This is a genomic window from Williamsia maris, assembly GCF_024171815.1.
Lineage (GTDB): Bacteria > Actinomycetota > Actinomycetes > Mycobacteriales > Mycobacteriaceae > Williamsia_A > Williamsia_A maris.
Map to the genome: position 1 here is coordinate 682,966 of NZ_JAMTCJ010000002.1, position 13,348 is coordinate 696,313.

The window sequence follows — 13,348 nt, forward strand, 5'->3', positions numbered from 1 at the left end:
GTGAGATGGTCCGCAGCAATGAGCGTGACGGTGCTGCGACTCTCTACGCCGCGTTCTCCGAGAACGCCGATGCCGACGTGACGCTGCGGCTGCTGCGATCACGCAGCGCCATGGTCTACCTCGCGATGATGGCGGCGCGCCTGGCCGACGGTCAGGTCGACGGCGATCATCTGGCCGACGGCATCGACGCCGACCTCACCGACCTCGCCGCACACTGGACCGACCGCGGGCTGAGTGTCCCCACCCCGGTCGAGCTGCTCGACCGCTGGGTGAAGGACGGGTTCGTCGCACGCACCCTCGACCCCGACCGTCACGTGGAGCGCTACCAACTCACCCGCGGCGCGACCACCGCGATCACCCAGGTGCAGGCCGTCCGCCACGACCGGTCGGTCGCCACCGAGACGGCCATGGAGATGGTGATCGGCCGATTGTCGAACATCGCGGTCGCGATCAATCCCGATCCGGGAGAACACATCCGCGATCTCGACGCCAAGATCGCCGAGCTGACCCGGCGTCGGACCGAGCTGGCCGCAGGTGCCGTGCCCGCGGTCGACGCGCGCCGCCTGTTCGACGACATCCGCATGGTCACCTCGCTGGCCGAACGCATGCCCGCCGACATCATCGGCTACGGCGAGAAGCTGAGGGAGAACTCACGGGCGCTGATCACCCAGGGGCTCGACGAGCGGGCCGGGGCCTATGCCGACGCGCTCAACCGGATGTTCGACGGGCACGACGAACTGGGAAAGACGGCCGAGGGCAACGCATTCGACGCGTTCTACACGCTGATCTCCGATCACCGACTCCGCGAGGGTCTCGAGCGGCACATCGAGGACATCCTGTCCGGGCTGCCCGACCTCCCGCCGGACCTCGCCGACACCCTCGCCCGCTTCATCGACCGGATGTGGGACGAGGTGCAGCACGTCGACGAGATCCGCGGGCAGGTGTACCGACGCATCAACACCTTCGTCAAGGGCGGCGACTTCCTGCACTACCGGGCACTGCGCGAGCAGATCGGTGAGGCGCAGCGGGCCGCCGCGGTCGCGTTCGAACACACCACCGCCGGGCGCGACGTGGGCATCATCGTGCCGATGGCCGTGGCGGACACCAACTCCGTGGGCGCGTTGTCGATGCACGACGGCGTCATCGACATCCCGGACGGGGTCGAGGTCACCGCGGGTGAGATCGAGATCGACCCGGCCGAGCTGGTCGGGTCGGAGACCATCGACTGGCAGTTGCTCACCGACGCGGTCAACGCGGCGGTGCGTTCCGGTGACGCCGACCTCGCCGCGGTGCTCGCCCACGTCGGCTCACCGCGTGTCGGCGACATCGTCGGGGTGTGGTCGCTGGCCCAGCGCCACGGGGAGGTCGACACCGCCGCCGCACGCACCGTCGTGGGAGCCCACACCGCGCGTGGGATCCGCGAGATCCACATACCGGCGATGACGTTCACGACCGAACTGCCCGCACTCACCGGGGCGCCGGTCCCCACCGCGGTCCACCTGCTCGACGACGCGAAGGGAGGTCGTCGATGACCGCTCCCGACGACATCGACACCGACGACACCGAGACCACCGACCGCCCCGAACAGACCGGTGACGACCTGTTCGTCGACCACCCCGGTGCCGAGGCGGACTCCTCGGTCGATCTGTCGCACTTCAGTTTCGACGGGTCCGCGCCGGTCGGCGACGTCACGGAGTCACGCGTCTCGCCGCGATTCGACGGTGACACCTCGGCGCTGCCCGCACCCGTCTGCTACGCCCTGCAGGAGCTGATCTCCGCCGCGCACGTCAGCGCGAAGTCGCGCAACTGGCGCGCCATCGAGGCCAACGAGGAGATCATCCGGTCGCGCCTGTCCGAGCTCAACCTCGGCCTCGAGATCAACGCCGAGCACCGGTACGCGTACACGCGTCAGATCACCGAACCCGATCCGCGCCAACGCAACATCCTGCGCGCCTCCACCCTCACGCTGGCGGCGTCGGTGCTGGCGTTGTTCCTCCGGCAGAAGTACCTCACCGGCGTCGACGAGACGGTCACGGTGGAACGGTCGGAGATGGTCGATCACATGCTCACCTTCAAGCCGGTCCGCGACACCGACGAGGCGGGCTTCGTGCGTCGCATCGACGCCGCGATCAACGTCCTGGAGAACCGGAAGATCATCCGCGCGTTGCCCGGGACCGATCGGTACGCCATCTACGGGGTGATCGCGTCGCTGCTGACGCCGGAGCAGGTGCAGGCCTACACGACGGCCTACCGCACGCTGGCCGGCGGTGGACCCGACCTCGCCGAGCTGGACGAGCCCGACGCCGATCCCGGTGCGCTCGACGACGCCGACCCGAACGAGGACGCCGACGAGAACGAGGACGCCCGATGACCGACACCATCGCAGACCCGATCGCCACGACGCTGCCGTCGGAGAGCGGGCAGGGCCGGCGGACGCTCAACATCGGTCAGTTCCGGTTGACCCGCATCCAGCTGGTCAACTGGGGAACCTTCCACGGCTACAAGAACTTCCCGATCGACGAACGCGGTGTGCTGCTGACCGGCCCGTCCGGGTCGGGCAAGTCGTCGATGATGGACGGTCACTCGGTCGTCCTGCTGCCCACCTACGACCAGGGGTTCAACGCCTCGGCCGACCTCACCGCCAAGGGCGCCAAGCGGGCGGCGCGGTCGATGGCCGACTACGTCCGCGGCGCCTGGGCGGAGAACGACGACGAGTACAACCAGTCGCAGGTGCAGTACCTGCGCGGCACCGGGGCCACCTGGTCGGCGATTGCCGCGACCTACGACAACGGCGCCGGTTCGGTGACCACGGCCATCGCCATCAAGTGGTTCCCAGGCTCGGGCAACGACGGCGCCACCTTGCGGTCCTGGTACCAGCTGCACACCGGTGACGTCGAGCTGCTGAGCCTGAACGACTGGGCCACCGGCGGTTTCGACATCCGCGCCTACCGTGCCGGCCATCCCGACGTCGCGTGTTTCGACGTACAGAGCGCCTACTCCGAGGCGCTGCGTCGACGCGTGGGCATCGGCAGTTCCTCGGCGGCGTTGTCGCTGATGGGCAAGGCCAAGGCGATGAAGAACGTCGGCGACCTCAACCTCTTCATCCGCACCTACATGCTTGACCGTCCCGACACCTACGCCAAGGCCGAGCGACTGGTGGAGAACTTCACCCAGCTCGACGAGGCCTACCAGGCCGCCGCCCGCGCACACGCGCAGGAGAAGGTGCTCCGTCCGATCCCGGAGGCATGGGAGACCTATTGCGGCGCCGAGGAATCCACCACCCGCGCCGGTGAGTTGCTCGGCCCGCCGATGCGGGCGTTCATGCGTGAGCACCGGATGACGCTGCTGCGCGAGAAGCTCGACCACATCGAGGACGCGCGCACCGCCCTCGACAACGAGGTCGCCTCGTGGGAGAACACCGCCGACGAGCGCGAGGACCGCCACACCTCGCTGCGCGACCAGCTCACCGTCGACAAGGGTGAGCTGACATCGCTGGAGTCGGAGCTCAAGTCGTTCGAGGCGCAGGTGACGGCGCGCAACCGCGCGTACGAACGGTATTCGGCGGTGGTGTCGCGGCTCGGCGAGCAGACCCCGGAGTCGCGGGAGGAGTTCGAGGCCCTGCGTGGTCGCGCGCCGCAGATGGCACGGGCGGCCAGGGAGGCGGCGCAGTCGCTGAACGCGCGGGCGCATCCGGTGTTCAGCGCCGAGACCGACGCCCGCCGCGAACACGAGGCCGTCGCCGAGGAGCTGGCGACGCTCACCGCCCGCCGGTCCCTGCTGCCGCGCGAGGCACTCGCCCAGCGCGACGCCATCGCCACGGCCACCGGCATCCCGGCCGAGGAACTGCCGTACGCGGCGGAGCTGGTCGAAGTCGCCGACGAGCATCGCGCCACCTGGGCCGGTGCCGCCGAACGCGTGTTGCGCGGACTCGGCATGACCCTGCTGGTGCCGCACGAGCACCGCCGACAGGTCGCGGAGTTCGTCAACCGGACCGACCTCGGCGGCGTCCTCGAGTTCCGCGCCTACGACGAGAACGCGAACCAGGACGCACCCCGCCCGGGGTCGCTGGCGGAGAAGATGACCGTCGACCGGGCGCACCCCGCGGGCGCCTGGTTGTCCGGGGTCGTCGCCCGCTCGGCCGACCACACCTGCGTCGACAACCCGATCGAACTCGATCGTCACGACCTCGCGGTCACACCCCAGGGACTGGTGAAGGCGGGTCGCGACCGCTACCGCAAGGACGACCGGCGCCGCGTCGACGACCGCACCCACTGGATCTTCGGCACCAACACCGACGGCAAGCGGGCCGCGCTGGAGGAGTCGCTGGGCGTGCTGCGGCATCGGTTCGACGAGGCCCGCCAGATCTCGCAGGACATGCGGGACCTGTTGGAGGACAACCGCGAACGCGCCAAGGCGGCCGACGCGCTGGCCGCGTACTCGTCGTGGACCGAGCTGAACTGGTGGTCCTCGCGCCGCGACGCCGACGAGCTCAACCGGCGGATCGACGCGGTCCGGGAGAACCGGGTCGATCTCGCCGAGCTCGAGGAGCAGGTCGACATCGCCCGCGCCGACTGGCGCGAGGCGGTCGCGCGGGTCGGTGCGATCAACGACCAGCTCCGCCACATCGGGTCCGACTGGGACCGGTGGCTCGCCGAGCTGGAGCAGAACCCCGAGACCGACGACCTCGCCGACGAGGACCGCGAATACCTCGAGCGGGTGCTCGAGTCGGTGCTCGCCACGGGTCAGAAGCACCTGACGCTGGCCACCTACGGGGAGGTGCGTTCGGATCTGCGGAACGCGCTCGAGTCGATCCAGGCCGACGCCAACGCCGAGCGCGACACCGCCGAGAACCGCATCGTCCGAGCCGCGGAGGCCTTCGTCCGCGAATGGCCGTCGGCGGCGAACAACCTCACTGCGAGCATCGAGTGTGCGAGCGACCTGGTGTCGATCCACTCCGGGCTCGTCGAACACGGTCTGGCCACCACCCAGGAGCGGTTCCGGCAGCTCATCACCACCGACATCTCGCACTCGGTGTCGAACCTCTACAAGGAGATCGGCGACACCAACAAGCGGATCCGCCGCGGCATCGCCGAGGTCAACTCCGGTCTGCGCCGCGTCGACTTCAACACCGACACGTACCTGCAGATCGCGGTGCAGCACAACCCGACCGACGAGGCGATGGAGTTCGGCCGCATCGTCGACGCGATGATCCGGGACGCGCCGTCGGCACGCTCGGGTGACGGCGCGGTCCTGGCCCGGCAGTTCTATCGGATCAAGAACCTCATCGTCCGGCTCACCGCCACCGACACCGAGGGCCGGCGCTGGTGCGACAACGTCCTCGATGTCCGCAACAGCTATTTCTTCTACGGCAAGGAGATGTCGGTGACCGACGGGGCCGATGCCCCGCCGGTGCACACCTACCGCAACACCGCGACCAACTCCGGTGGTGAGCAGGAGAAGCTGGTCGCGTTCTGCCTCGCCGCGGCACTGAGCTTCTCGCTCAGCAGCCCGGATGATCACCGGCCCGGCTTCGCCCCGCTCATGCTCGACGAGGCGTTCAGCAAATCCGACGAGACGTTCTCCAGCCAGTCGTTGCGGGCGTTCGAACAGTTCGGTTTCCAGCTCATCATCGCCGCACCCATCCGCATGGCCGGCATCGTGGAACCGTTCATCGGTCAGGTCATCCTCGTCGACAAGCGGGTCGATGCCGACGGCGCCCGATCCGATGCCCGCACAGCGACGTTCGGCGAGATCGCCTCGGCCCGGTCGACCGGCGGGCGCTGACGCGATGGCCGCCGAGACGTCGGTCGCGGGCGAGGTCACCCTCGCGCAGTGGAACCGGACGTTGCTCTCGCGCCAACACCTGCTCAGTCGCGTCGACGAGGACGCCGTCGAGGTCCTCGACCGCTGCGTCGGTCTGCAGTCGCAGGACCCGCGGGCCGCGTTCTACGGGTTGTGGTCGCGGATCGAGGGGTTCGACCCCGGCGAGCTCGACGACCTGATGACCGACCGCGAGGTCGTGCGGATGGCGCTGCTGCGCAGCACCGTGTTCCTGATGGACTCGCAGGACGCGCGCTGGGTCCGGCCGCTTGCCCAGGCGGCCATGGAGGGCGAGGTCCGCAGCAACCACCTACGGCGGCTGGTCGACGCCGCGGCGCCGGACATCACCGCCCATGCCCAAGATCTGCTGTCCGGCAACGAACTCACCGCGAAGGAACTCGGCCGGAAACTGGGTCACCGGTGGCCCGACGACCCGCCGTCCACCCTGACCGCGGTGGCACGGTGCACGTTGCCGCTGGTGCAGGTCCCGCCCCGCGGGCTGTGGAACGGCCACGCGGGCGCCACGTACCGACTCTTCGACGACTGGGTGGGCCCCGGGGAGCCTGCGGTCGTCGGTGACGAGGCGCGCAAGGATCTGATCCGGCTGTACCTGCGCGGGTTCGGGCCGTCGACGGTCAAGGGCATCCAGACGTGGGCGGGCATGACCCGGCTGCGTCCGCTGGTGGAGGCGATGGAGGCCGACTGGGAGCTCAACCGCTTCCGCGGCCCCGACGGCGTCCTGCTGTTCGACCTCGACGGCATCGACATCGTCGACGGCGACGAACCCGCCCCGGCACGACTGCTCGCCCCGTTCGACAACGTCGTCACCGCCCAGGCGGATCGACGCCGCATCATCGACGACGAGGTGTACGCACAGCTCGTCACCCCGAACGGGCTCATGCCCGGGCTCGGACTGGTCGGCGGTCGGGTCGTCGCGCGCTGGTCGGCCGACGACACCGGAGCGGTGCGGGTCGAGACACTCGCCCCGGTGAACGCCTCGGACACACAGGCGTTGGTCGATGAGGCGCAACGCCTCACCGAGTTCCATCGGGCGTATCCCGCGACCTGAGACTGCTCAGCCGAGGGTGCGGGCGAAACCGATCAGCGCCGCGCTGACCTCGCGCGCGCACTCGGCCATGATGAAGTGGCCGGCGCCGTCGTAGGTGTGCACCGCGCGCAGACTCGGCATCGTCTCGCGCATGCGACCCATGGTCTTCTCGCCGGCGATGGCCAGCGCCGGGTCGTTCTCACCGTTGAGGAAATACGCCGGGACGTCGAGAACCGGTTCCTCGTCGGCCATCTCGGCCCAGTTGACGTCGGCGACGCGATACCAGTTCAGCCCGCCGGTGAACCCGGTCTCGGCGAACGTGGTCTCGTAGACGGCGAACTCGTAGGCGGTCAACCACGACCACGGCAACGCCGGGGCCGGTGCGAGCGCATCGAGGTAGCCGACGCGGACGCCGTCGCGAACGCTCGGGTGGTCCCACGTCTGCAGATAGGGCGCATCGCCGGACAGCGCATGGAAGACGCAAGCGAGGAACTTCCCGGGTGCCGCGTCGAGCTCGGCGTCGGCGACCCCGGGCTCCTGGAAGTAGTCGAAGTGGAAGAAATGTTTCTGCGCCACATGGGCGTACGCCTGCGTTGGCGGCACCGGCAGCCGATCTGGCGCGTACGGCATGGCCATCAACATCAGCCCGCGTACCCGGTCACGGTGGCGTCGGGCCAGCGTCCACGCCGCCGGCGACCCGAAGTCGTGACCGACCGCGAGCACGTCGTCGATCCCCAACTCGTCGAGCAGGGCGACGATCCGTCCGGCGACCGCGGCGAACGAGTACTCCGCGATCTCATCCGGACGATCGGTGCCGCCGTACCCGGGCATGTCCAGGGCGATGGCACGGTATCCGCCGGCGGACAACGCCCGTACCTGGTGTCGCCAGCTGTAGGCGAGGCCGGGGAAGCCATGACACAGCAGGACCGCCGGGCCTGCGCCCTGGTCGATCATCCGCCATCGGAACCCGTCCACGTCGACGGTCCGGTACTCGAGTGCGTCGGTGGTCATGCGGTGGGGAGTTCGCCCGTGCGCGGGTTGCGTGAGGTGATGCAGTAGCGGCGTCCGGTCGGGTCCTCCATGACCGTCCAGTTCGGGAACTCGGCGACAACCTCTGCGCCCCAGTCCTCATGGCGCGACACCTCGTCGGAGGGGTGGGTGCTGGCGAGATCGACATGGCCGCCGATCTCGCCGGAATCGATGCGCTGCAGCAGGATCCGGATGGTGATGTTGTCCGGCCGATCGAGGTGACGGAACATGGGGCTGTCGTTGTCGGTCAGCTCCCACCCGGTCAGTCGCTGCCAGAACTCGCACTCGGCGTCATACGCGCGGGCCGGGATGTCGATGGAGACCTGGTCGATGATGCTGATCGTGTCGCCGGGCCAACGGATCGGACGCGATCGGGTCTTCTGCCCCTCCCAGGGCACGAGGCAGAAGACGAAACCGCCCGGCGAGCGCATCGTCACCACGTCGCCGTAGCGATGTGTCTCGCTCGCCCCGAGTCGGACCGCCTCCCTCGCTGCGACGTCGAGATCGTCGACGTGGAGGTCGAGATGCACTCCGCCGTTGCCGGATTCGAGTCGTTGGACGCGGAGATGCGGGTCGCCGTTGAACGGCTCGAGCGTCGCGAACTGCCTCTTGTCCCCGCGAGGCGGCGAGACGGTGCTGCCTGCGATCGCGCGCCAGAACGTGACCTCGCTGCCGAACTCGTCGGCGGGGAAGTCGAGGAATGCGGTCAACCAACGAACCTCGAAAGTACTCATCGTCCTCGTATGCGGTGTCGACTGTGCCAGTTCTCCAACACCGCGGCGTCGCCCCGGGAGGAGACGATGTCGCCGCCGCGGTTCCACAGCCCGAAGTACAGCGCGGCCGCGGTCCCGGTCCAGTGGACGTCGGCGTCCTCGTCGAACCCGCGTTCGGCGGTGAGCGCGGACTCGGTGACGTGCAACGTCCAGGCGTGGTCGGTGTCGTCGGGCGCTATCGCGATGCTGAACGGGGTGCCGTCGAAGAGCTTCGACCGGCCGCGGGCCAAGAAGCTGACGACCAGCTCGTCGAGACCATCGGCGGCGAACGCAGGGGTCACGCCCATCGCGGAGACCGGCGCGATCTCACCGCGGGCGGCGCAAACCGCGTCGAGGGCGTGGACCGTTGTCTCGTGGGCCTGGCGACGCGCCCAGAACTCGAGTGGGGTCCGTCCGGTCTCGATGAACACGAAGGCGTCGAGATCGGCCGGTGCCGCCGAGAGCGCGTCGACGAGTTCGTCGGATCCCGCGGCGAGCCACTCCGGGAGCTCGTCGGGATCGACCTCGGCGAGGACCGCGGCGCCGTCGGCGAACGGCGGCTCGGTCGCGGTGATGTGGGCATGAGCCCATCGGTGCACCATGCCCTGGTGCGCGAGGAGATCGGCGACGGTCCACTCGGGACAGGTCGGCACCGGGGTGTCGGGACCCGCGCCGAGCGCGGCGGCGGTCATACGACCCGTCGCCGCACCGATCGCACGCAGGTGATCGTCGAAGGCCACCGTGGCTGACATGGGAGTCAGTCTGACATGTCGGCGTCGGTGCCTACAGCTGCGGCAGCACCTCGGAGCCGATGAGCTCGACGTGCGCGAGATCGGACAGGTCGAGCACCTGGAGGTAGGCGCGGGTGGCACCCACGTCGCCGAATCGGCCGATCTTGTCGACGATCTCCGCGGGTGAACCGGTCAGGCCGTTCTCCCTGAGGTCGGCCACGTTGCGTCCGATGGCCTCGGCGCGGCGCGCGACCTCGGCGTCGTCGCGGCCGCAGCACACGACCTGCGCGGCGGAGTGCCGGATCGGGGCCGACCGCTCGACCTGCGCGCACGCCTCGTCGACCCGCCGGTAGAGCGGGGCGGCGTCGTCCGGCGACATGAACGGGGTGTTGAACTCCGCGGCGTAGCGGGCGGCGAGCGCAGGGGTGCGCTTCTTGCCCGCGCCGCCGATGATGACCGGCGGGCCGGGCTGCTGCACGGGCTTGGGCAGCGCGGGGGAGTCGGTGAGCTGGAAGTGGCTGCCGTCGAAGGTGAACCGGTCCCCGGCGGGTGTCGACCACAATCCGGTGACCACGGCGAGGTACTCCTCGAGGCGGTCGAAGCGCTCGCCGAGGCGGGAGAAGGGGATGCCATAGGCGGTGTGCTCGGACTCGTACCAGCCGGCACCGATGCCGAACTCGACCCGGCCGTTCGACATCGCGTCGACCCCGGCCACCGAGATCGCGAGCGGTCCGGGCAGTCGGAACGTCGCGGAGGTGACGAGGGTGCCCAGTCGGATCCGTGACGTCTCCCGCGCGAGACCGGCGAGGGTGATCCAGGCGTCGGACGGGCCGACACCGTCGGCGACGTTCATCGCGAGGTAGTGATCGGAGCGGAAGAAGCCGGTGTACCCGGCCGCCTCCGCCGTCTGCGCGACGGCCAACAACTCGTCGTAGGTGGCACCCTGCTGCGGCTCGGTGAAAACACAGATCTCCATGACCTCCAGCCTAGAGTGACTCCCATGAGCGACGGACCGCTGACGAGGCTGAGACACGCGCTGGGCACACCCCGTCCCGATCGGGTCGCGGTGGTCCGGCTCGAGGGCCACATCGGTGCGGTCGGCGTGGGACGCGGAGGTCTGACGGCCGACGGGGTGGAGGGCGTCCTCAAGCGCGCGTTCACCGGCGAGCGGGTCAAGGCGGTCGTCCTGGTCATCAACTCCCCGGGCGGGTCGCCGGCGCAATCGGAGTACATCGCCGAGCGCGTGCGCCAGCTGGCGTCGGAGAACGGTGTCCGGGTGCTCGCGTTCTGCGAGGACGTCGCGGCCTCGGGTGGCTACTGGATCGCGTGCGCGGCCGACGAGATCTTCGCGGCCCGGACCTCGATGGTCGGATCCATCGGCGTCGTGTCGTCGGGGTTCGGTGCGGCCGAGCTGATCGGCAAGATCGGGCTCGAACGCCGCATCTACAGCGCAGGCAACAACAAGGCACGGCTCGACGTGTTCTCGGAGGAGAAGCCCGAGGACGTCGAATGGTTGTCGGGTATCCAGGCCGATCTGCACGAGGCGTTCATCGCCTGGGTGCGCCAGCGACGGGGCGCCAAACTGTCCGGCGATGACGAGACGTTGTTCTCCGGCGACGTCTGGATCGGTCGCCGAGCGGTCGAGGTCGGGCTCGTCGACGCGGTCGGCGTGCTGCGATCGGTCATCGCCGAGCGGTACCCCGACGCCGAGGTCGACGTGATCGCGCCGACGAAGCCACTACTCGCCCGACTGACGGGCGGTCAACTCGAGATGGCGGCCGCGGTGGACGGTGTGGTCACCGGAGCCTGGTCGGCGATGGAGAAGCGGGCTCGCTGGTCCTCCGTCGGTCTGTGAGCAACTGCTGTGACCTTCGAGATCTATCCACAGGGGCGGGGTTGCGCCGCAGGCACAGGGCATGCCGACCGACCCTCAACCTGTGGATGAGGCTGTGGAAACTGTGGACAAACGGGGGCCAGGCGATCGTTTTAGTGAGCCTGGTCACTGAAATTCGTGCATCTGGGCCTTATTCATTGAGCGAAGCAAACCGTCGTTTGCATACCGCACAGCACGGATCCGGCGCCGTACCTGTGGATAACTTGTGGAGCAATCCGGTCGCGGGACGTCGCGGCGGGCGGCGTGCCACCATGGACGAGTGATGGACTTCTGTCCGCGCTGTCGCATCCAGGCACCGCACGACGCGCGTAGATCAGGATGCCCGCGCTGCGGTGGCCCCCTGATGGTCGTCGACGACCCATCCCGCATACCGCCGCCCCCGCGACCCCCCGTTCCGCCCGTGGCGCCGCCCCGTGCGGCGATGCGCCGTCCCGATCGTCGCGTGCGCTGGGTGGCCCGCCGCCCACCCGAGGCGCGGCCCGGGCCGCGTCTGCGTCGGTCCGCGTCTGCGGGTCCGACCCCGCGCTACACCTGGATCCCCCGATGGGGTCTCGTCGACGAGATCGCAGCGGCACCGGAACCGACGCGGGACCGCACCGCGCGCTGGGCGCAGGCCCTGACACCGATGGTGCAGACGCTGGCGACGCTGCTGGCGGTCACCGCGATCGCCCAGGCCTGGATCTACGGGCTCCTCGTCGTCAACCGCAGCGAGCCGCTCAACGGCACCCTGGTCGCATGGTCCTACGCGATCACGTGGGGCCTCGGGGTCGTGTCGGTCGCGATGGTCATCGCCTGCCTCGTGGCGTTCGTGGCGTGGCTCCGACACCACCGCGAGCGGGCCTACGCCGACAACGACCGCATCGATCCGCGACCCCGGTGGCATCTCACCGTCGGGACCATCGTGCCCGTGCTGAACCTGGTGGCGCCCGCGGTCTTCGTGCACGAGCTGGCGAGCTGTGGCCACCAGCTCCCCGCCGACCGCCTGGTGCGCACGCTCCGGCTGTGGTGGGCGGGCTGGGTGGCGCTCAACCTGCTCGCCGCGATCACGCTGACCATCCGGTTCACCGCCGACTCGATCCAGTGGGGCGCCAACGCGGTGTTGCTCACCGTGCTGTGCGACGCCGCGGGGGCGGTGTTCGCGCTGGTGTCCATCCGTCTGCTGCACCGCGCGTTCGATCCGGCGGCCCGACCCGAACCCACCACCCGGTGGCTGGCGGCCTGATGACGCAGGGGCACGACGACACCTCGGACCCGTTGCCCGACGCGGCACGGATCAAGCGCCAACGGCGCCCGGCGGTCGTCGCCCATCGAGGTGCGTCGGGCGACCGGCCCGAGCACACGCTGGCCGCCTACGAACTCGCGCTGGCACAGGGCGCGGAAGGACTCGAGTGCGACGTCCGCCTCACGCGCGATCACCAGCTCGTCTGCGTGCACGACCGCACCATCGACCGAACCTCCTCGGGCACCGGCGTCGTCAGTGAGATGACGTTGGCCGAACTGCGCGAGTTCGACTTCGGCAGCTGGCACCGATTCGGTCGGCCCGCGCAGGTGCTGACCCTGGCCGAACTCATCACGCTCACCCTCGATTGGAGCAGCCCGGCGCGGCTGTTCATCGAGACCAAACACCCGGTGCGCTTCGGCGGTCTGGTGGAGCAGCTGTTGCTCGCCGAACTGCACCGGTTCGGGATCGCGTCGCCGCCCTCGGCCGATCACAGTCGCGCCGCGGTCATCTCGTTCTCCACCGCCGGCGTCTGGCGGATCCGGCGGAACGCGCCCCTGTTGCCGACGGTGCTGCTCGGCGACACCGCCCGCATCCTGGGGGGCGGTGCGGCGACGGCCGTCGGCGCCACCGGGATCGGTCCGTCCATCGCGACACTGCGCGACCACCCGGACGCCGTCGACCGCGCGGCGGCGGCGGGGCGTGCGACCTACTGCTGGACCGTCGACGACCACGCCGACGTACTCCATTGCGCGCGAATCGGAGTCGACTTCGTGGCCACCAACTTCCCGGGCCGGGTCCGGGAATGGTTGGAACCCTCGCGGCGGTCGTGACCCGCGCCCGCAGGGGCTGGGT

The 13,348-nt window shown here is 69.6% G+C and carries 11 protein-coding genes; 7 read left to right on the top strand and 4 right to left on the bottom strand.

Annotated elements, in window-relative coordinates; genetic code table 11:
• Positions 1–5: 5 nt before the first annotated feature.
• The 4 genes from LX13_RS10250 to LX13_RS10265 are packed head-to-tail and all read left to right on the top strand — an operon-like array spanning position 6 to position 6,889.
• Positions 6–1,532 carry a DUF3375 domain-containing protein gene (locus LX13_RS10250; RefSeq protein ID WP_253661226.1) on the top strand — a complete coding sequence of 509 codons (1,527 nt, stop codon included), beginning with the start codon at positions 6–8 and terminating at the stop codon, positions 1,530–1,532.
• The gene (locus LX13_RS10255; protein WP_253661227.1) at positions 1,529–2,371 is read left to right on the top strand and encodes a DUF4194 domain-containing protein; all 843 of its coding nucleotides are present in this window, start codon (positions 1,529–1,531) and stop codon (positions 2,369–2,371) included. Before LX13_RS10250 ends, LX13_RS10255 begins: the two co-directional genes overlap by 4 nt.
• Positions 2,368–5,784: an ATP-binding protein gene (locus LX13_RS10260; protein ID WP_253661228.1), complete on the top strand. Its 3,417-nt coding sequence runs from the start codon at positions 2,368–2,370 to the stop codon at positions 5,782–5,784. Before LX13_RS10255 ends, LX13_RS10260 begins: the two co-directional genes overlap by 4 nt.
• Before the next feature lie 4 nt (positions 5,785–5,788).
• A complete protein-coding gene (locus LX13_RS10265) occupies positions 5,789–6,889 on the top strand; it encodes a winged helix DNA-binding domain-containing protein (protein WP_253661229.1) in 1,101 nt (366 codons plus the stop codon).
• Between the two features lie 6 nt (positions 6,890–6,895).
• On the opposite strand, the gene LX13_RS10270 is transcribed toward LX13_RS10265, so the two are convergent.
• Genes LX13_RS10270 through LX13_RS10285 form a run of 4 tightly spaced genes read right to left on the bottom strand, consistent with a single transcriptional unit; the run spans position 6,896 to position 10,356 of the window.
• Positions 6,896–7,879 carry an alpha/beta fold hydrolase gene (locus LX13_RS10270; protein WP_253661230.1) on the bottom strand — a complete coding sequence of 328 codons (984 nt, stop codon included), beginning with the start codon at positions 7,877–7,879 and terminating at the stop codon, positions 6,896–6,898.
• Positions 7,876–8,631 carry a VOC family protein gene (locus tag LX13_RS10275; protein WP_253661231.1) on the bottom strand — a complete coding sequence of 252 codons (756 nt, stop codon included), beginning with the start codon at positions 8,629–8,631 and terminating at the stop codon, positions 7,876–7,878. Before LX13_RS10275 ends, LX13_RS10270 begins: the two co-directional genes overlap by 4 nt.
• Entirely contained in the window at positions 8,628–9,401 is a 774-nt protein-coding gene (locus tag LX13_RS10280) for a maleylpyruvate isomerase N-terminal domain-containing protein (RefSeq protein ID WP_253661232.1), read from the bottom strand. The genes LX13_RS10275 and LX13_RS10280 overlap by 4 nt, the downstream gene beginning before the upstream one ends.
• A 31-nt stretch (positions 9,402–9,432) precedes the next feature.
• On the bottom strand, positions 9,433–10,356 hold the full coding sequence (locus LX13_RS10285; protein ID WP_253661233.1) for an LLM class F420-dependent oxidoreductase: 924 nt from the start codon (positions 10,354–10,356) through the stop codon (positions 9,433–9,435).
• Positions 10,357–10,380: 24 nt separating this feature from the next.
• On the opposite strand from LX13_RS10285, the gene LX13_RS10290 reads away from it, so the two are divergent.
• The 3 genes from LX13_RS10290 to LX13_RS10300 all read left to right on the top strand — a co-directional run bounded on the left by LX13_RS10290 (position 10,381) and on the right by LX13_RS10300 (position 13,326).
• Complete coding sequence (locus tag LX13_RS10290) at positions 10,381–11,235, top strand: S49 family peptidase (protein ID WP_253661234.1); 855 nt, start codon at positions 10,381–10,383, stop codon at positions 11,233–11,235.
• A gap of 439 nt (positions 11,236–11,674) precedes the next feature.
• A complete protein-coding gene (locus LX13_RS10295) occupies positions 11,675–12,496 on the top strand; it encodes a DUF4328 domain-containing protein (protein ID WP_253661235.1) in 822 nt (273 codons plus the stop codon).
• Entirely contained in the window at positions 12,496–13,326 is an 831-nt protein-coding gene (locus LX13_RS10300; protein ID WP_253661236.1) for a glycerophosphodiester phosphodiesterase, read from the top strand. The genes LX13_RS10295 and LX13_RS10300 overlap by 1 nt, the downstream gene beginning before the upstream one ends.
• Positions 13,327–13,348 lie beyond the last annotated feature (22 nt).